Source organism: uncultured Pseudosulfitobacter sp. (assembly GCF_963976325.1).
In the GTDB taxonomy this organism is placed as follows: domain Bacteria; phylum Pseudomonadota; class Alphaproteobacteria; order Rhodobacterales; family Rhodobacteraceae; genus Pseudosulfitobacter.
This window is the reverse complement of record NZ_CAXBJW010000010.1, coordinates 45,783-63,734: the sequence shown is the minus strand read 5'-3', so window position 1 is coordinate 63,734 and position 17,952 is coordinate 45,783. Positions and strand designations below refer to the sequence as shown.

General features: G+C 65.1%; 15 protein-coding genes. 9 read left to right on the top strand and 6 right to left on the bottom strand.

Annotation, left to right across the window (positions count from 1 at the left end):
• The first annotated feature begins 125 nt into the window (after positions 1 to 125).
• Positions 126 to 629 (top strand): CHAP domain-containing protein, encoded by a 504-nt coding sequence (locus AAC077_RS17125; RefSeq protein WP_037915741.1) that lies wholly within the window; start codon positions 126 to 128, stop codon positions 627 to 629.
• A gap of 32 nt (positions 630 to 661) precedes the next feature.
• Here the strand turns inward: AAC077_RS17125 and AAC077_RS17120 are convergent, their stop codons facing one another.
• The gene (locus tag AAC077_RS17120) at positions 662 to 1,306 is read right to left on the bottom strand and encodes an SGNH/GDSL hydrolase family protein (protein ID WP_339772088.1); all 645 of its coding nucleotides are present in this window, start codon (positions 1,304 to 1,306) and stop codon (positions 662 to 664) included.
• Between the two features lie 276 nt (positions 1,307 to 1,582).
• Between AAC077_RS17120 and AAC077_RS17115 the strand changes: the two genes are divergently transcribed.
• Genes AAC077_RS17115 through AAC077_RS17085 form a run of 7 tightly spaced genes read left to right on the top strand, consistent with a single transcriptional unit; the run spans position 1,583 to position 8,140 of the window.
• A complete protein-coding gene (locus tag AAC077_RS17115; protein ID WP_339772085.1) occupies positions 1,583 to 3,022 on the top strand; it encodes an ABC transporter substrate-binding protein in 1,440 nt (479 codons plus the stop codon).
• A 46-nt stretch (positions 3,023 to 3,068) separates the two neighbouring features.
• Positions 3,069 to 4,013, top strand: coding sequence for an ABC transporter permease (locus AAC077_RS17110; protein WP_339772081.1), 945 nt, complete (start codon positions 3,069 to 3,071; stop codon positions 4,011 to 4,013).
• Positions 4,010 to 4,831 (top strand): ABC transporter permease, encoded by an 822-nt coding sequence (locus tag AAC077_RS17105; RefSeq protein WP_339772078.1) that lies wholly within the window; start codon positions 4,010 to 4,012, stop codon positions 4,829 to 4,831. Before AAC077_RS17110 ends, AAC077_RS17105 begins: the two co-directional genes overlap by 4 nt.
• Entirely contained in the window at positions 4,832 to 5,800 is a 969-nt protein-coding gene (locus AAC077_RS17100) for an ABC transporter ATP-binding protein (protein WP_339772075.1), read from the top strand.
• A complete protein-coding gene (locus tag AAC077_RS17095; protein ID WP_339772072.1) occupies positions 5,797 to 6,582 on the top strand; it encodes an ATP-binding cassette domain-containing protein in 786 nt (261 codons plus the stop codon). The genes AAC077_RS17100 and AAC077_RS17095 overlap by 4 nt, the downstream gene beginning before the upstream one ends.
• Positions 6,579 to 7,388 (top strand): metallophosphoesterase, encoded by an 810-nt coding sequence (locus AAC077_RS17090; protein WP_339772069.1) that lies wholly within the window; start codon positions 6,579 to 6,581, stop codon positions 7,386 to 7,388. The genes AAC077_RS17095 and AAC077_RS17090 overlap by 4 nt, the downstream gene beginning before the upstream one ends.
• Positions 7,385 to 8,140 (top strand): tyrosine-protein phosphatase, encoded by a 756-nt coding sequence (locus AAC077_RS17085; RefSeq protein ID WP_339772067.1) that lies wholly within the window; start codon positions 7,385 to 7,387, stop codon positions 8,138 to 8,140. Before AAC077_RS17090 ends, AAC077_RS17085 begins: the two co-directional genes overlap by 4 nt.
• 1 nt (position 8,141) lies before the next feature.
• Here AAC077_RS17085 and kdgD read toward each other — a convergent pair whose 3' ends face one another.
• Both kdgD and AAC077_RS17075 read right to left on the bottom strand, forming a co-directional pair.
• Complete coding sequence (gene kdgD / locus AAC077_RS17080) at positions 8,142 to 9,047, bottom strand: 5-dehydro-4-deoxyglucarate dehydratase (RefSeq protein WP_339772065.1); 906 nt, start codon at positions 9,045 to 9,047, stop codon at positions 8,142 to 8,144.
• Positions 9,048 to 9,119: 72 nt separating this feature from the next.
• On the bottom strand, positions 9,120 to 9,866 hold the full coding sequence (locus tag AAC077_RS17075; protein ID WP_339772062.1) for a FadR/GntR family transcriptional regulator: 747 nt from the start codon (positions 9,864 to 9,866) through the stop codon (positions 9,120 to 9,122).
• Positions 9,867 to 9,997: 131 nt separating this feature from the next.
• On the opposite strand from AAC077_RS17075, the gene AAC077_RS17070 reads away from it, so the two are divergent.
• Positions 9,998 to 10,789 carry an NAD(P)-dependent oxidoreductase gene (locus AAC077_RS17070; RefSeq protein ID WP_339772061.1) on the top strand — a complete coding sequence of 264 codons (792 nt, stop codon included), beginning with the start codon at positions 9,998 to 10,000 and terminating at the stop codon, positions 10,787 to 10,789.
• A 40-nt stretch (positions 10,790 to 10,829) separates the two neighbouring features.
• Here the strand turns inward: AAC077_RS17070 and AAC077_RS17065 are convergent, their stop codons facing one another.
• From AAC077_RS17065 to AAC077_RS17055, 3 genes are all read right to left on the bottom strand, one after another.
• On the bottom strand, positions 10,830 to 12,539 hold the full coding sequence (locus AAC077_RS17065; RefSeq protein WP_339772057.1) for an AMP-binding protein: 1,710 nt from the start codon (positions 12,537 to 12,539) through the stop codon (positions 10,830 to 10,832).
• Between the two features lie 37 nt (positions 12,540 to 12,576).
• Positions 12,577 to 15,801, bottom strand: a complete 3,225-nt coding sequence (locus AAC077_RS17060; protein ID WP_339772054.1) for a carboxyl transferase domain-containing protein — start codon at positions 15,799 to 15,801, stop codon at positions 12,577 to 12,579.
• 191 nt (positions 15,802 to 15,992) lie between these two features.
• The gene (locus AAC077_RS17055; RefSeq protein ID WP_339772051.1) at positions 15,993 to 17,930 is read right to left on the bottom strand and encodes a cache domain-containing protein; all 1,938 of its coding nucleotides are present in this window, start codon (positions 17,928 to 17,930) and stop codon (positions 15,993 to 15,995) included.
• Between the last annotated feature and the right edge of the window lie 22 nt (positions 17,931 to 17,952).

The window sequence follows — 17,952 nt, the reverse complement described above, 5'->3', positions numbered from 1 at the left end:
CCGCCCATGCCATTTGCCAGAATCACCGGTCACCGATACTGACTCTCAAAAAAACACGGGCAGTCAAAATCATGTTACGAACCAACATCGCGCGCAAACTTCCCTGGGCTTTTCTGGCCTTGGGCATGCTGGTTTCAGCCTGCGCCCAGAAACCTGAAGTTACGCACAGCGGGATCGATCAGAACCGTTTGACGCTGGCGTTGATGGAGGTTGAGGCAAAGCACGAACGCGGCGCGCGCGTGTGGTGCGTGCCATTCGCCCGCGATCTGAGCGGCATTGAAATTTACGGAAATGCGAACCTGTGGTGGGACAAGGCCAAGGGCCTCTACCCGCGCGGCAACGCACCGGCCCCCGGCTCGGTTCTGGCCTTCCGGTCAACCAGCAAAAATCCCATGGGTCACGTGGCAGTGGTTTCGCAAATTCTCTCTGACCGGATGATCCAGGTGGATCATGCCAACTGGGAGAAAAACAGGGTCACGATGAAAATGGTTGCCGTTGACGTGTCCAAGTCAAATGACTGGACCGCTGTGCGCCTTGAAAGCGCCCCTGGCAGCCTTGGATCGACCTATCCGACCCACGGGTTCATCTATCCCGCCGCAAACCAGTCCAAGATCGCATCGCGCATGTAAAAGGCAGCCCTGCCGCGCGTCGCGGGCAGGGTTCAGCGCGCCAGCAATGGCGCGATCAGTCCGGCAATACGCGCTGACCCTTTTCGTGACGGATGCAAACGGTCCGACGCGAAAAGGGACAGGTCGTCCGCCCGGAACACGTCATCCATATCCGCCAGCGTCACCCCGGCATCAGATCCGGCCATCCGCCGCAGCCGGTCCTCCAACACCTGATAGGGCCTTTCGCACGCGGTGCCCGCATACCGTGGCGCGGTATAGTAGTCCGCCCAGATCACCTTTGACCCGCGCGCGCGCAGATCGGCCACCAACGCAGGGATCGCACCCTGGGTCCCGTTTTCGGAAATCAGCCGATCCAGAACCGCCCCGCAGTCAGAGCAATTGCAATTCGCGCTCAGGTCGTTGGCGCCGCCGTTCAAAATCACCCACTCGGGCCGCACCCCCTCCAGCTGTGCCGGAATGTTCAATGGCCCGATGCCGCCGATGATACGCGCAGAGGGCAAGGAAACATCCCCGACAGGTGCGCCCAGACCCGCGCGCAAACCGTCAGCGACAGAACCGCCTGCGGTCCGGTTCCAGGCCATGACGGAATCCCCCGCCACAACGATGCGTGCATCCTGCGGCACGCCGCGTCCACAGGCGCTCATCAGGCACAGGACGAATATGATACAGTATTTCATTCTCGTGAATTAGTCCGCCCGACAGCGCGCTCAAGCCATACTGACGAAATCTTGCAAAGATCGTCCGCACCAGACACGGGCCCGCGCAAGGAACCCCCGCAAGCGGACGTATGAAGTTTTTTTGTCTCTTCCGTAATTGCATTGACCATCCCCGTCCTCCTGCGCAGACTGATGCGCACAAGGGAGGCTGATGGCCGCCCGTATCTGCCATGGAACCCGGGGGGCCTAATGTCTGAATTTTCAAGAATTTTCGCCGCAACCACTGTCGCGCTGGGAATGGGCTTGTCGCCACTGGCCGCCGCCGCCGACCAGATCGTCATCGGCCTGCAACAGGAACCGACCACGCTTGATCCCACCGCCGACGCCACCGCGTCGATTGACGGCATGATGACCATGAACGTGTTCGAGGCGCTGACCATCGTGGCCGAGAATGGCGAAGTCCAACCGAACCTGGCCACCGGCTGGAAAATTTCGGATGATGGGCTGACCTATACATTCCAGCTGGCCCAGGACGTGACATTCCACGACGGCACCACCTTTGACGCCGACGACGTGGTGTTCTCTTTCAACCGTGCCATGGCCGAAGACAGCGTGAACCCGTCCAAGTCGATCTTCAAACCGATCGAGAGCGTCACTGCCATCGACCCGCACACCGTTGAAATCAAACTGTCGCGCAAGGATGCGTTCTTTTTGTTCAACATGGGTCAGGGCGACAGCGCCATCGTGGCCTCTGAATCGGTGGACACCAACAACACCAACCCCGTAGGCACCGGTCCGTTCAAATTTGACAGCTGGACCCGGGGCGACCGCCTGACACTGGTGAAAAACCCGGACTACCGCGACGCCGCAGGCGTGGCGCTGGACAAGGTCGAGTTCCGCTTTATCTCGGACCCTTCTGCCGCCACCGCCGCGATGATGGCCGAAGAGCTGGACGCCTTCCCCGGCTTTCCCGCGCCCGAGCTGCTGACCCAGTTCGAAGCCGACCCGCGCTTTCGCGTGAACATCGGTTCGACCGAGGGCGAGGTCATTCTGGCCATGAACAATTCGAAACCGCCCTTTGACAACATCGACGTGCGCCGCGCCGTGGCCACCGCCGTGAACCGCGACGAGATCATCGAAGGCGCGATGTACGGTCAGGCCGTGCCCATCGGCAGCTTCTATCCCCCGCACGGCACCGCATACGTGGACCTGACCGACGCCTATCCGCACGACACGGCCAAGGCCAAGCAGATGTTCGCGGACGCGGGTGTCGAAGGCACCACCATGACCCTGCGCGTGCCGCCCTTCCCCTATGCCACACGGTCGGCTGAAATCATCCAGTCGGAACTGGCCGCGGCCGGCATCGACGCCAAGGTTGAAAACGTCGAATGGGGCTTCTGGATCGACGAGATCTATAAGAAAAAGAACTATGACATGACGATCATCGCGCACACCTCGCCCAACGACATGGGCAACTTTGCGCGCGGGCCGGATTATTTCTATGGCTACGATGACGCCAAGTTCAACGACCTGTGGGGCCAGATCGAAACCGAGGCCGACCCCGCCAAGCGCGACGCGCTGCTGCAAGAGGGCCAGCGGTATCTGACCGACCAGTCGGTGCATGTGTTCCTGTTCCAGTTGCCGCTGCTGGGTGTCTTCAAGACCAGCGTCGAAGGCTACTGGTCGTCCTCCCCTGTTCTGTACATGCCCCTTGCCGGTGTGACGAACGCAGGCTGACAAGGATCGGCCGCAGGGCTTCGGGCACTGCGGCCGGATCAAGCGGATGTGGTATTTCATCTTTCGCCGGACGGCCGGTTTCGTGGCGACGCTGTTTGTGGTGTCCGCCGTGGTCTTTGCCGTGATGAATGTGCTGCCGGGTGATCCGGCGCTGACCATTCTGGGGCTGGACGCGACCGACGACGCGCTGGCTGCGCTGCGCGAACAGTTGGGGCTGAACCAGCCGGTGCTGGCGCGCTATGTCTCGTGGATATGGAACGCTTTGCAGGGCGATTTCGGCATCAGCCATTCGTTCCGCGTGCCGGTGTCCGAGCTGATCGCGGAACGGCTGCCGATGACCATATCGCTGGCCGTGGCGGGCATGATCTTTACGCTGGTGATCGCGCTGAGCCTGGGCATCGGTGCGGCGGCGCGGCACCGCAAGGTGGGCGACTGGGGGGTGATGTTCATCTCGCAGATCGGGATCGCGGTGCCTGCGTTCTGGCTGTCGATGCTGCTGGTGTTGCTGTTCGCGGTCAAACTGCGCTGGCTGCCGCCCGGCGGGTTCGCGGGCTGGTCCGATCCGGTGGCGGCGATGCGGTCGCTGGTGTTGCCGACCATTGCCCTGGGCGTGGTGCAGTCGGCGGTGCTGGCGCGGGTCACGCGGTCGTCGGCGCTTGAGGTCATGCGGCAGGATTTCGTGCGAACCGCCCGCGCCACGGGCCTGTCGCGGCGGCGGGTGTTGTGGCGGCATGTGTTGCCGAACGCGCTGGTGCCGATCGTGACCATCGTGGGGATGCAGTTTGCGGCGCTGGTCACGGGCACCATCGTGATCGAAAACGTGTTCTACCTGCCGGGGCTGGGGCGGCTGATATTCCAGTCGATTTCCAACCGCGACCTGCCGACGGTGCAGGCGCTGGTGATGCTGTTTGCCGCCATCGTGGTGACGGCCAATTTCGTGGTCGACCTGCTGTACGTGGTGATCGACCCGCGCCTGAAGGCCCGCACATGACCCGCCGGTGGCCTGTCAATTTCATCCTTGGCGCGGTGCTGGTGGCGCTAGTTGTCGGCACCGCCGCCCTGTCGCTGGTGTGGACACCGCATGACGCGACGCTGATGACGATTTCGAACAAGTTCGCGCCCCCGTCGGCCACCCACTGGCTGGGCACCGACCAGTTGGGCCGCGATGTGCTGTCGCAACTGATGGCGGGCGCGCGCAATTCGATGGCGGTGGCGCTGGTGGCGGTGCTGCTGGGCGGGTCGGTCGGCGTGGCGCTGGGGTTGCTGGCCTCGGCCCTTGGCGGCTGGGTCGAGGACGGAGTGATGCGGCTGGCCGATCTGGGCTTTGCCTTTCCGGCGCTGCTGTTTGCGATCATGCTGGCGGCGGTGTTCGGTCCGTCGCTGACAAATGCCGTGCTGGCGATTGCGTTTATCAACATTCCGGTCTTTGCCCGTGTGACGCGGGGGGCGGCCAATCAGGTGTGGACGCTGGACTATGTGCTGGCGGCCCGCGCGGCAGGGATGAACCGCTTTGCCATCAGCCGCGACCACATCCTGCCCAACATCGCCGCCGCGATCATCGTGCAGGCGACCATCGAATTCGCCGTTGCCATCCTGGCCGAGGCGGCGCTGTCCTACCTTGGCCTTGGCGCGCAACCGCCCGCGTCCAGTTGGGGCCGCCTGCTGTCCGAGGCGCAGACGCTGATGTATCTTGCGCCGCAACTGGCGATCTATCCGGGGCTGTGCATCGTCGTGGCGGTTGTCGGCTTTGGCCTGCTGGGCGACGGGCTGCGCGACATGTCCGACCCCCGCCTGTCGAGAGAGCGTTAGATGTTCCAGCTTGCCGATTTTTCCGTCAGCTTTGGCCATGCCACCGCCCTGCGCCGGGCCACGCTGGACATCCGTCAGGGCGACCGGCTGGGCATCGTCGGTGAAAGCGGGTCGGGCAAGACCATGCTGGCGCTGGCCCTGATGGGCATGGCCCCTGACGCGGCAACACTCAGCGGGCGGCTGACCATCGACGGCCACGACATGACCCACGCGACGGAACGCACCTGGCAGCAGATGCGCGCGCGGCGGGTTGCGATGATCTTTCAGGAGCCGATGAGCGCGCTGAACCCGCTGCGCCGCATCGGGGATACGGTGATGGAGCCGCTGCTGGTCCACGAGGGGTTAAGCCGCGCACAGGCGCAGGACCGCGTGCTGGCGCTGTTCGAGGAAGTCGGCATTCCCGACCCCGCCGCGCGGTTGCGCATGTTCCCACACGAGCTCAGCGGCGGCCAGCGTCAGCGGGTGCTGATCGCGCTGGCGCTGGCGTGCAACCCCGCGCTGCTGATCGCGGACGAACCGACGACGGCGCTGGATGCGAACGTGGCGCTGCGCATCACCGATCTGCTGGTGCGGCTGGCGCGCGAACGCGGCATGGCGCTGGTGTTCATCACCCATGACCTGGCCGCCGTGGCGCGCACCACCAAGGACATCGTGGTGATGTACGGCGGTGACATGATCGAACGCGGCCCGACCGCGCAAGTCCTGTCCAACCCCGCGCATCCCTATACGCAGGGGCTGCTGGCCGCGCGCCCCGACCCCACCGTCCCGCCGCGTGACGCGGATGGCAAGCGCCGCCGCCTGCCAACCCTGCCGGGCACCGTGCCGCCGCTGGCCGCGCTGCCCCAGGGCTGCCGTTTCTCGGGCCGGTGCAGTGTCGAGCTGCCGCACTGCGCGGGCACCCGCCCCGTGGATCACGCCGTGGATGTGGACCGCTCTGCCGCCTGTCACCTGCTGGGGGCCGCGCCATGACCGCCCCGCTGCTGGACGCCCGCAACCTGACCCGCCGCTACCGCCTGCCGCGCACGTCGCTGCTGCACCCGGCGCCGGTGCTGACGGCGGTGGACAACACCAGCTTCACCATCCGCGCGGGCGAAACGCTGGGCGTGGTGGGGGAATCCGGCTCGGGCAAGTCGACCCTCGCCCGCATGGTCATGGCGTTCGAGACACCGGACGCGGGCGAGGTGCTGTTTCAGGGGCAGAACCTGCACGCCCTGTCGCCTTACGAATTGCGCCAGCAACGGCAGAAATTCCAGATGGTGTTTCAGGACCCCTTCGGATCGCTCGACCCGCGCCGCACTGTGGGCTGGTCGATTGCGGAACCCATGCGCGCGATTGGCAGCGACGGGGACACCGCCCGCCGCACCGCCGAGGCGCTGGAACAGGTCGGCCTGCCCGCCCGCGACGCGGACAAATACCCGCACGAGTTTTCCGGCGGCCAGCGCCAGCGCATCGCCATTGCGCGTGCCATCGTCACCCGCCCCGCCCTGCTGGTCGCGGACGAGGCGGTGTCGGCGCTGGATGTGTCGGTGCAGGCGCAGATCCTGAACCTGCTGATGGACCTTCAGGACGATCTGGGGCTGGGCATCCTGTTCATCAGCCACGATCTGGCTGTCGTCGCGTCGATCTGCGACCAGATACTGGTCATGCAGCACGGCAAACCGCTGGAATCCGGCCCCGCCGCGCAGGTCTTGCGCAGTCCGGCCCATGCTTATACCCAAACATTGCTGAAGGCCGCAGGAGTTTCCACATGACACGTTTCGTTCACCTGACAGACATCCACGTATCCCACCCCGACGCGGGCGATCCGTCGGCCAATGTGGCCGGAAACGCTGCGATGCTGGAACAGGTGGTTGGGATCATCAACGCCATGGACCGCCAGCCCGATTTCGTCGTGGCCAGCGGCGATCTGACCAACATGGGCGATTCGGCCAGCTATGCGCTGATCCGCGACATCCTGACCCCGCTGGCCGCGCCGCTGGTGCTGGCGCTGGGAAACCATGACAAGCGCGAGGGGTTTCATCAGGTGTTTGAAAACGCCACCTCCGATGCGCCCTATTTCCACGATGCCGTGCACGCGGGCCTGCATGTGATCACGCTGGACACCATGGTGCCGGGCCACGTGGCGGGCACCATTTGCGACGCACAGTTCGACTATCTGGCACAGGCGCTGACCCGTCACGCAGAGCTGCCCAAGGTGATCGTCATGCACCACCCGCCGCGCATCGACGCCGACGGGTTGCCATGGGGCAGCATCGACATGGACAGCACCCACCGGCTGGCCGACATGCTGCGCGGGCATCATGTGGCGGCGATCCTGTCGGGGCACATCCACATCAATCAGGTCACCCAGTGGCACGGCATTCCCATCGTCGTCTCGATGGGGCTGAATTCCACCGTCGACCTGCTGGAAACCCGCGACCTTCGCATCGTCGAAGGCCGCACCATCGGCATGTGCGACTGGCGCGACAGCGGGCTGACCGTCAGCTTTGTCCCCCTGACACCCGAAGCGCGCGAACTGGGCGTGATCGACCGCGCGCGCCTGCTGGCGTTCTCATGACCGCAGGCAAACGGCACCTGCCCGTCGAGGGCGCGTTCAACATCCGCGACCTTGGCGGATACCAGACACGTGCAGGCACGCCGATCCCGTGGCGGCGGTTCCTGCGGTCGGACAGCCTGCACCGCATCGCACCGCAGGAAATCAGCCGCCTGCACGACGAGGGTCTGCGCGCGGTCATCGACCTGCGCACCAGCGCCGAGGTGGCCAGCGCCCCCAATCCCTTTGCTGCCTACGCAGATGTGCGGTATCTGAACCTGCCGCTGTTCGACGACCTGTCGCCGCAAGCGATGTCGGACGCCGCGCAAGAGGGCGACCATCCGCTGTTCACCTTTTACATGACGGCGCTGGAAACCCGTGGCGATGCGATCTGCGAAATCCTGACCGAAATGGCCCGGATCGACGACGGCGCGGTTCTGTTCAACTGCACCGCAGGCAAGGACCGCACCGGCATCATCGCGGCGCTGCTGCTGGGCATCGCCGGTGTGCGCCGCGAACAGATCATCGCCGACTATGCGCTGACCGCCGAGTTTATCCCCGATCTGGTGGCCGAGTTTCTGGACATCTCGCGCGCCAACGGCGGCGACACCGAACGCTATGCCCGCATGTTGGAAAGCCCCGCCGAAACGCTGGCCGCGACAATGGACGCGATCCGCGCGAAATACGGCACCTTCCGCAGCTATCTACAGTCGATTGGCCTGCCCGAAGACGTGCGCCTGACCCTGCGCGCGCGTCTGAACGGCACCCAAGGCTAGGTCAGCGTTTGTGCGACCCGATCAGCCTGTCCAGCATCTGCATCTCGTCATCGGTCAGGTCGGTCAACGGTGACCGCACCGGCCCTGCGTCAAACCCTTGCAGGCGCACACCGGCCTTGATGGCGGACACGGCGTAATCCTTGTTGCGGTTGCGAATGGACATGAACGGGTAGAAGAAATCGTTCAGGATGGCGGTACACCGGTCGCGGTTTCCGGCGCGCAGGGCGTCGTAGAATTCGATTGCCAGACCGGGGACAAAGTTGAACACCGCCGACGAATAGGTGGTGAAACCTGCGCCCAGATAGGCCTCGGCGAACAGTTCGGCGGTGGGCATTCCGCCCAGATACATCAGCCGGTCGCCCATTTTGGCGGTGACCTGACGCACCAGACCGATGTCGCCCGACCCGTCCTTGAACCCGATCAGGTTGGGGCAGTCGTCGCACAGCCGCGCCAGCGTGTCGGGGTGCAGGATCGAATTGTCGCGGTTGTAGACCATCACGCCAATCCCGACCGACTGGCAGACCCGTTTGACGTGGGCGTACAGCCCGTCCTGCGGCGCGTCGATCAGATAGTGGGGGATCAGCAGAATGCCATCGGCCCCGGCCTTTTCCGCCGCCTGCGCGATGTCCACCGCGATTTCCGTGCCATAGCCACAGCCTGCGACAATCGGGATCGACCCTGCCGATGCTTTGGCTGCGGTCACGATTTCGGGGATTTCCGACGGTTTCAGCGAGAAAAACTCGCCCGTGCCACCGGCGGCGAACAGCGTGGCGGCGGGGTATTGCGACAGCCAGCTTATGTGATCCTCGTAAACGGGGCGGTTGAACGCGCCGTCCGCGCCAAAGGGGGTCACGGGAAAGGACAAAAGCCCGGACCCAAGGGATGTTTTCAGATCAAGCGGGTTCATGGGATGCTCCGGTTGCAGGGGTTGGCCAAGGGGTAGCCAACTTATCAGACATCTGTCAACAACTTGTATGATCTATTTGGACGGACCGCGCAAAAGATTGCGATAGCGTTGCTGACTTCCCAGCAAATGATGGCGCATCGCGGCGCGTGCGTCATCGGCATTGGCCTGTGCTATGGCGTTGGCAATCGCGCGATGTTCGGCTGAAATCAGCGCGATATAGCTGTCCGTGCTGTGCTGTCCCCCCGCCCCTTCCAGACGCGACCGGGGGATCGACGCCTCGCCCATCATGTCCAGAAACTCGACAAAGCGGGGGTTGTTCGCCGCCAGCGCCACCGCGCGGTGAAAGCGGAAATCGGCCTGCGTCGTTGGCTGGCCCTCTTGCGCCAGCGCGCGCACCTCGGCCTCGGCCTGATAAATCTCGTCTTCCTGCGCGGGTGACCGGCGTGTGGCCGCCAGTGCCGCCGCCTCGATCTCGACCGCTGTGCGCAGCTCAAGCACCTCGATTATCGAGGAAATCTTGTCGACATCCACCACCTGAAACGGGCGCACCTCGGGTTCGGTGGGCGGCAGGACAAACACCCCTGCGCCCTGTCGCGGCTCGACCAGACCATCGGCGCGCAGCGTTGCAATCGCCTCGCGGATCACGGTGCGCGACACGGCGAATGTTTCGGTCAGGCGCGCTTCGGATGGCAGCTTGTCCCCGACGGCATAGCGCCCTGCGGTGATCTGTTCGCGCAGCGCGGCAACCACACCGGCCACAAGGTTGCCCCGTGCGCGTTGCGGGACGAGGGGCGATTTTGGCGGCGGCGGTTCGTCCATGGCACAGGTCCTTTTCTGTGATGACTAAAGCGGTATCGCGGCAAATTTGTCAAACCTTGTGCAAAGTCATCATATGTATTTACACTCCTCCCCGGCATCCGCCGACAAAACGCCATGACGAAAGAGGCCCCATGAAACGACTGTTGATCACCGGCGCTGCCGGAACCCTTGGCAAACTGGCCCGCGCGCGGCTGGGCCATATGGCCGATGTGCTGCGCCTGTCCGATATTGCCGACATGGACCCCGCGCAGAACAACGAAGAGGTCGTGCCCTGCGATCTGGGCGACGAAGCCGCCGTGCACGATCTGGTGCAGGGCTGCGACGGCATTCTGCATCTGGGCGGCATTTCCGTGGAACGGTCGTGGGATCAGATCCAGCGCGGCAACATCACCGGCGTCTATAACCTGTACGAGGCCGCCCGCGCGCACGGGCACCCGCGCATCCTGTTTGCCACGTCGAACCACACCATCGGTTATTATCGTCAGGATCAGGTGCTGACCGTCAGCGATCCGGTCAAGCCTGACGGGCTTTACGGTGTGTCCAAATGCTTTGGCGAGGCGATGGCGTCGATGTACCATTCGAAATTCGGACAGGAAACCGCGCTGGTGCGCATCGGGTCGTGTCTGGACAAACCCCGCGACCGGCGGATGATGTCCACCTGGCTGTCGCCCGATGATTTCGTGTCGCTGATCGAATGCGTGTTCCGCGCGCCGATGCTGGGCTGTCCGGTCATCTGGGGCGTGTCCGACAACAACGCGGGTTGGTGGAACACTGAAACCGCCAAGTTGGTCGGCTGGCGGCCCAAGGACAACTCGGAAATATTCCGCGCCGAGATCGAGGCCACCCCGCGCCCGCCCGCCGACGCCCCGCAAAGCGTCTATCAGGGCGGTGTGTTCACCGCCGAGCCGATCCACAAGGCGTGACGCGCCGCGCCCTGAACCGGCGCAGCGGCGCACCGGCGCGCTAGAGCAGCGCCGCCAGTTCTTCTTTCTTGACCTTGCCCGTGGCGGTCATGGGCAGCCCGTCAACCAGCCGGATTTCCGGCACTTTGAACGAAGCCATCTGTTCGCGACACCAGGCGCGCAGGCTGTCGGCGTCGATGCCGTGGGCCTGTTCGGGGTCCAGATGGACAAAGGCGACCGGCACCTCGCCCTTGGCCTCGTCCTTGCGGCCAATCACGCCCGACCCCAGAATTGCGGGGTGGCGTCCCAGCAGCATTTCGATCTCGGTGGGGAACACCGGCATGCCGTTCACCTTCAGCATTTCCTTGCGCCGCCCCAGGTAGTGCACAAAGCCGCGGGTGTTCACCAGTCCGATGTCGCCGGTGTGCAGCCAGCCATCGCGCAGGGCGTGCGCCGTCGCGTCCGGTTTGTTCCAATAGGACTTCAAAACGGAAGGCGAGCGCAGGCAAATCTCGCCGGTCTCGCCAATCGGTTTCAGCGCGCCGGTTTCGAAATCGCAAATGATGATGTCGGTTTCGGGCACAGGCAGGCCCACGAACACCGGCTGTTGTTGCAGGTCATAGTCATCGTCTTGCAGGCCCAGGGTAAAGGTGTCGCAGGTGTTGGTTTCGGTCATGCCATAGGCCAGTTCGACCATCGTGGCGCCGGTCAACGCGCGCCATTCGTTGCGGAACGCGGCGCCCAGTTTCTTGACAAAGGAACAGACCGAGGTGGTGCGCAGCGATGTCAGGTCATGGTCGCGGGCGCGCGGGTGGCGCATGACCTCGACCGCGTTGTCGACCAGCAGCGTGACGATGGTGGCGCGATGTTCGGCCACCGTCGCCATCCAGCCCACCGCGTCCCAGCGGTGCAGGATGCTGACCGCAGCGCCGGTGTAGACAGGGGCCAGCACGCCCAGATCCTCGCCCGCGATCCAGAACATCGGGAAAAAGTTGACCATAACGTCGTCCGGCCCCGCATCGGCCATCGCGCAGCCGCAGAATGACGCCGCCGTGTACAGCATATCGCCGTGGGTGTGCACGCAGCCCTTGGGCATGCCCGTGGTGCCGCCGGTGTAGTTCAGCGCCGCGACCGCATCCAGATCGGTGCAATCGGGTCCGGCGAAGGGCGTGGCCGTCTTCAGCGCGTCCAGCAGCCGTTCGATCCCGTCCGCCTGTGGCGCATCGCCCATGCCGGTGGGGCGCGGCACCGCGCCGCCGTCGCCCGCCATTTCGGCGGCCCCGGTGGCCCACATCATCCGCACCGGCGTGTCGCCCGCAACCGATGCCACCAGCGGCGCCAGATCGTCCTGAAACACCAGCGTTTGCGCGCCGCTGTCGTTCAGTTGATAGGTCAGCTCGATGCCCTTGAACATCGGGTTCACCGGCACCAGTATCGCGCCCAGTTTCATGATCCCCCAAAAGCAGATCAGGAACTGGGGACAGTTGCCCATCATCACCGCCACACGGTCGCCCGCGTTCACTCCGCGTGCCTGCAACAGCCCTGCGAAACGGTCGGACGCGCCGTCGATTTCGGCCCAGCTTAGCGTGCGGCCATAGTAATGCACCATCGCATCGTCGGGCCGTGCCTTGGCTTCGGCGCGCAGGTATTGGCTCATCGGGGTTTGGCCCAGACGGTGGTTGATGTCGCGCGATACGCCCTTGGGCCAGCTTTCGGCCTGCCGGTGGCGCAGGTCTGCGATATGCTCTTCGATCTGTTGGTTCCGGGTCATTCCGCCCTCCTCTCCGAAAATCTGTCAGGGGCGCGCATTACGTGCGCGCCGCCATGCGCATCCCCTTGGCGATCCAGCCGCGGGTGTCCGCCGGATCAATCACTGCGTCGATTTCATGGGTCGAGGCGACGTTGATCGCACTGCCGCGCGCATAGAGGTCCGCCACCAGCCGGTCATACAGCGCCGCCCGCGCGTCGGGGTCGGTTTCGGCCTCAAGCTCTTTGCGATAGCCAAGCTGAACCGCGCCTTCCAACCCCATCGGGCCGAATTCCCCCGTGGGCCACGCCAACGAGAATGCAGGTTCGCCCAGACTGCCCGCCGCCATTGCCTGTGCGCCGATGCCATAGCCCTTGCGCAGGCAGACAAAGAACAGCGGTGACGTCAGGTTGGCCCCCGCCGAGATCAGATCACACGCCGCCGCGACCGCGCCTTGCGTCTCGCTTTCGGGGCCGACCATGAAGCCCGGCGTGTCGCACAGCGACAGCACCGGCAGGTTGAACCGTCCGCACAGATTGATGAACCGCGCGCCCTTGGCCGAGGCCGCCGCGTCCAGCGCGCCGCCCAGATGCTGCGGGTTGTTGGCGATCACGCCCATGGGGCGGCCTTCGATCCGCAGAAACCCTGTCACCATGCCCTTGGCGTGGTCCGCACCCAGTTCCAGAAAGCTGCCGGTGTCGGCCAGCCCTGCGATCACCGGACGGATCAGATACGACCGCTTGCGGTTCTCGGGGATCATATGGCGCAACGCGCGCTGGTCGGGGGCGTCCCAGTCGCTTAGCGGTCCCTGGAAATACGACAGCACGTCGCGGGTGGCCTGAATGGCGGCGTCGTCATCCTGGGCCAGAATGTCCACCAGTCCCGTTTCGGCGTGCATCGGCGCGGGGCCGATGTCCTTGGGGTGATAGGCCCCGATGCCGCCCGCTTCGATCATCGCGGGACCGGCCAGCCCGATCCAGCTTTCGCGGGTGGCGATGCGAATGTCGCCCGCCCCGAACAGCGCCGCGTTGCCCGCAAAGCAAAAGCCGGAGCTGACCGTGATCCGTGGCCCCCAGCCGCGCAGCCGCGCGAAGGCGGCGAATGTGGTGGTCTTCAGCCCCGATTGCACGGTTTCGGCAAAATCGTCGTCATTGGGCCGCCCGCCGCCGCCTTCGGCAAAGAACACCGACGCCAGCCCGCGGTCCCGTGCCACTTCGATCATGCGGTCGGTTTTCAGGTGGCCAAAATAGCCTTGTGTGCCCGCCATCACCGTGGAATCGTAAGCCATCACCGCCACCTGTGCGCGGTCTTCGGCAAAGCGGTCGGCGTTCATCGACCCCACGCCGGTGACAATCCCGTCGGCGGGCGAAATGTCGATCAGCGCATCAAGCCCCAGCTTGCGCCGTTGGCCCGCCAGAACAAGCTGGCCGTATTCGTGAAAATCCCCGCCCGCGCACAGGGCCGCGACAACCTCGCGCGTGGTGCGCTGGTTGCGGCTGCGGCGGCGTTCGACCGCCTTGGGGCGGTTTTCGTCCAGCGTGCGCGCCAGACGGTCGTTCAAGGCCTGCAAATCGGGGCGGATGTGGTCGGGGTCGGCCACCGCATCGTCGGTGGCAACCGCGTCCAGCGTATCATCGGGGGTGACGGCCAGAACCGGCGTGCCCGCTGCAATCGTCTGCCCCGCCTGCGCATAGACGGCAGCCACCACGCCGCCGGTTTCGGCCAGCACCGTGTGCTGCATCTTCATCGCCTCGAACAGGGCGACGACCTGACCCCTGGCAATCTGGTCACCGACGGCGACCTGCACCTCTTGGACCATCGCCTGCATCGGCGCGCGCAGGGCGGTGGTGCCGTCGGGGATGTCAAAGGTATCGGCGGCCTCGGGGCCCTCTGCCTCGAAATACCGCGTGTGCCCTGCATCCGCAGGCATATCCAGCGCCTGCGTGTCCAGCGTGCGCACGTCCACGTCCCATGCGGTGATCTCGGGCCGTTTCAGCAGGGCGCGCAGAAAGCCGATGTTGGTGCCCACGCCGCCGATATGGAATTCGGACAGCGCCCGCTCGGCCCGGGCGAACAGCCGCCCCAGATCACCCGAGGTGTCGTGCACCACCAGCTTGGCCAGCAGGCTGTCAAAAGCGGGGTTGGTGCTGTAGCCCGCATAGGCACAGCTGTCGATCCGCACGCCGGGACCGGACGGGATCGCGTAGCTGTCCAGACGCCCGCCGGTGGGGGTGAACCCGCCCTGCCCGTCCGGCGTTTCGGCATTGATCCGCGCCTGCACCGCGAACCCTTTGGGCGGCGCGGGCGGATGGGTCAGACCAAGATCGGCAAGCGATTGCCCCGACGCCAGCCCAAGCTGAAGTGCCACCAGATCAAGGCCGGTGATCGCCTCGGTGATCGTATGTTCCACCTGGATGCGCGGGTTGGTTTCGATGAAATAAAACGCGCCGCCAGCCTCGACCAGAAATTCCACCGTGCCCAGCCCGCGATAGTCGCAGGCCCGTCCGATGGCGACCGCCGCGCGCAGCACCCCGTCGCGGGTGGCGTTGGGCAGGTGCGGCGCGGGGGCCAGTTCGATCACCTTCTGGTGCCGCCGCTGCACCGTGCAGTCGCGTTCCCACAAGTGGGTCACGTCCTGCCCGTCACCGACGATCTGCACCTCGATGTGGCGCACCGATTGCAGGAACCGTTCGGCATAAAGCTGGTCGTCGCCAAAGGCGGCCAATGTCTCGGCCCGCGCCTGTGCAAATGCCGCGTCGATGTCGCCCGCGTCCCGCACGATGCGCATCCCGCGCCCGCCGCCGCCGTTCACCGCCTTGATCATCAGCGGCGCACCGCCCTGCGCGTCAAAAAACGCGTGCAGCTCCGCCGCCGTCGCCAGCGGGTCCGACCCGTGCAACACCGGCACGCCTGCATCCTCGGCCAGCGCACGGGCCGACACCTTGTCCCCCTGCCGCCGCAGCGTCGCGCCATCGGGACCGACAAAGATCAGACCGGCCGCCGCACAGGCATCGGCAAAATCTGCCCGCTCGCTTAGCAATCCGTAGCCGGGGTGCACCGCGTCACAGCCGGTGTCGGTGGCAATGGCGATCAGGGCGGCGATGTCCAGATAACCGGCCACGCCCGCCTGTGGCAGCACGCGCACCTGATCGGCGTGTTTGATGTGCAACGAGGTCGCGTCGTCCGCCGTGTGCACCGCCACCGTTTCCACCCCAAGGGCTGCCGCCGTGCGTGCCACGCGAATGGCGATTTCGCCGCGATTGGCAATCAACAGCCTTTTGATCATGCGGTGGTGCCCCCTGTTTCCGGCCTTCGTGCCGTTCGGATATTATGTAAATCCTTGCCGCATCGGCCTTTCGGATGCCACTCTTACCAAACGTTCCTAAGACCGGTTTTTCGTGCCGCGCGTGCAAAGGTCACAAGGCGCAGGCCCGCGCTGTGGTGGGCGATGCGCTGCGTGGCACTGTCCCCGATCGCTCAGCCCTCGGGCAGCCAGACGGTGAATTCGGCCCCGCCCGCGTCGCGGTTGCGCACCGAAATCAGCCCTCCCGCCCGCTGGATCAGCGTCTGCGAAATCGACAGGCCCAGCCCGGTGCCTTCGCCCCGTTTGGTGGTAAAGAACGGATCGAACACCGACGCCAGTTGATCGGGCGGCACGCCCGGCCCGCTGTCCTGCACCACCAGCGCCGCGCCGCCGCGCGGGTCGGGGTGCAGCCGCAGGGTCAGATCCCCGCCGCCGCCCATCGCCTGCACCGCGTTGACCACCAGATTGACGATCACCTGCTGGACCTCGCCGGTGTCCACCCGCACCAGTGGCGCCGCATCGAAATGACAGGTGACGGTGATCTGGTGCTGGCTGATCAGATGATCGACCAGCACCAGACAGTCGCGCACCACGGGGGCCAGATCGACCTGTTCCTGATGGTCGGCAAAATCCGACGGGGCGGCGAATTTCAACAGCTTGCCCACGATCGCCTCGATCCGCGACACCTGTTTGTCGATCAGGTCCAGTTCGGTCTGCACCGGCGCCGCCCGGTCGCCCAGGGTCTGGCGGATCACATCGACATTGCCCAGGATCACCGCGACGGGATTGTTGATCTCATGGGCGACACCGGCGGTGATTTCCCCGATCGAGGCCAGCTTTTCGCTCATCACCAACTGCCTGAACGTCTGCTCCAGCTTGGCGTTCGCCTCGCTCAGCTCCGCGGTGCGCTGGTCGACACGTTTGTTCAGTTCCTCGTTCCACGCCCGCAGCCGCAAGTCGCGGTCCTGCACCTGCTCCAGCAGCCCGTCCAGATGTTGCGCCACCTCGCCAATCTCGCCACGGGCCCCCACAGGGCCGATCCGCGCCGACAGATCGCCCCGCCCGACGCGGTTGATCACCTGCGTCATCCGCTCCAGCGGCGCGAAAATGCCCCGTGCCATCCACAGAAACACCGGTGCCGACAGGATCAGCACGGCGGCAAAGGCCGCCATCATCCACAGGAACGCATCCCGCTTGGCCACGTTGAACGGTGCCTCAAGGAAGCCGACGTACAACATGCCCACGCGGTCGCCAAAGCTGTCGGTGATCGGCAGATAGCCCGAGATATACCAGTCGTTGACCACAAACGCGCGGTCCAGCCAGATGCGCCCTGCGCCCAGCACACCGGCGCGCACCTCGGCCGACACCCGCGTGCCCAGGGCGCGCACGTCCTCGAACAAACGCACGTTGGTCGAAATCCGCACGTCGTCCAGAAACAGCGTGGCGGTGCCCTGCCGCGCGCCCGCAGCACCGGCGTGGGCATAGACAAGGTCGTTGATCGTGTCGATGAAATCCAGATTGCGGTTCAGCAGGATGCCCCCCACCAGAACCCCGCGATGCCCGTTCAGGGTGATCGGGCTGGCGGCGTGAATGACCATGCCCCGGTCTTCGATGGCGCGGGTGGTGGGCACGGCAGCCGAGGTGGCAATCAGCGGTATGCGCGCGGTTTCGGCGATCTGCGGCGACAGCCCGGCCAGCGTGTCACTGGCCATGATGTCGATCTGCGCGCTGCCCTGCCCCGCTGCCGCCTGCGCGATCACCGGCCAGATGGCCCCCGCCTGCGCGACCTGCTCGGCGGGCAGGTAATACAGAAACGTCAGCCCCAGCCGGTCGCGGGTCTCGTTGAAATAGCGGGCGCGTTCGTCTTGTGGCCGGTCCAGCCATGCGTTGAACTCGACCGAGGCGGTCACCGCGTTCAGCTCGTCCCCCGTCTTGGCGCGCAGCCGCGACAGGTACTGGCTGGCGATTTTCAGATCACTTTCGACGTTGGCGATCAGCACCTTGTCATAGTCAGCCGTCCACCGCGTCATGCCCAGCAGCAACAGCAGCGGCATCAGCACGATCAGCGGCGCAAGGGCAAGGATCAAAAGACGCAGGCGAACGGATGTCATGGGCGGGCTTTCCTGAGGCTGC

Excerpts from the sequence above, each read along its gene's own strand:
- AAC077_RS17125 (WP_037915741.1), top strand. The coding sequence starts at position 126 with ATGCTGGTTTCAGCCTGCGCCCAGAAACCTGAAGTTACGCACAGCGGG.
- AAC077_RS17120 (WP_339772088.1), bottom strand. The coding sequence starts at position 1,306 with ATGAAATACTGTATCATATTCGTCCTGTGCCTGATGAGCGCCTGTGGA.
- AAC077_RS17115 (WP_339772085.1), top strand. The coding sequence starts at position 1,583 with ATGGGCTTGTCGCCACTGGCCGCCGCCGCCGACCAGATCGTCATCGGC.
- AAC077_RS17110 (WP_339772081.1), top strand. The coding sequence starts at position 3,069 with ATGTGGTATTTCATCTTTCGCCGGACGGCCGGTTTCGTGGCGACGCTG.
- AAC077_RS17105 (WP_339772078.1), top strand. The coding sequence starts at position 4,010 with ATGACCCGCCGGTGGCCTGTCAATTTCATCCTTGGCGCGGTGCTGGTG.
- AAC077_RS17100 (WP_339772075.1), top strand. The coding sequence starts at position 4,832 with ATGTTCCAGCTTGCCGATTTTTCCGTCAGCTTTGGCCATGCCACCGCC.
- AAC077_RS17095 (WP_339772072.1), top strand. The coding sequence starts at position 5,797 with ATGACCGCCCCGCTGCTGGACGCCCGCAACCTGACCCGCCGCTACCGC.
- AAC077_RS17090 (WP_339772069.1), top strand. The coding sequence starts at position 6,579 with ATGACACGTTTCGTTCACCTGACAGACATCCACGTATCCCACCCCGAC.
- AAC077_RS17085 (WP_339772067.1), top strand. The coding sequence starts at position 7,385 with ATGACCGCAGGCAAACGGCACCTGCCCGTCGAGGGCGCGTTCAACATC.
- kdgD (WP_339772065.1), bottom strand. The coding sequence starts at position 9,047 with ATGAACCCGCTTGATCTGAAAACATCCCTTGGGTCCGGGCTTTTGTCC.
- AAC077_RS17075 (WP_339772062.1), bottom strand. The coding sequence starts at position 9,866 with ATGGACGAACCGCCGCCGCCAAAATCGCCCCTCGTCCCGCAACGCGCA.
- AAC077_RS17070 (WP_339772061.1), top strand. The coding sequence starts at position 9,998 with ATGAAACGACTGTTGATCACCGGCGCTGCCGGAACCCTTGGCAAACTG.
- AAC077_RS17065 (WP_339772057.1), bottom strand. The coding sequence starts at position 12,539 with ATGACCCGGAACCAACAGATCGAAGAGCATATCGCAGACCTGCGCCAC.
- AAC077_RS17060 (WP_339772054.1), bottom strand. The coding sequence starts at position 15,801 with ATGATCAAAAGGCTGTTGATTGCCAATCGCGGCGAAATCGCCATTCGC.
- AAC077_RS17055 (WP_339772051.1), bottom strand. The coding sequence starts at position 17,930 with ATGACATCCGTTCGCCTGCGTCTTTTGATCCTTGCCCTTGCGCCGCTG.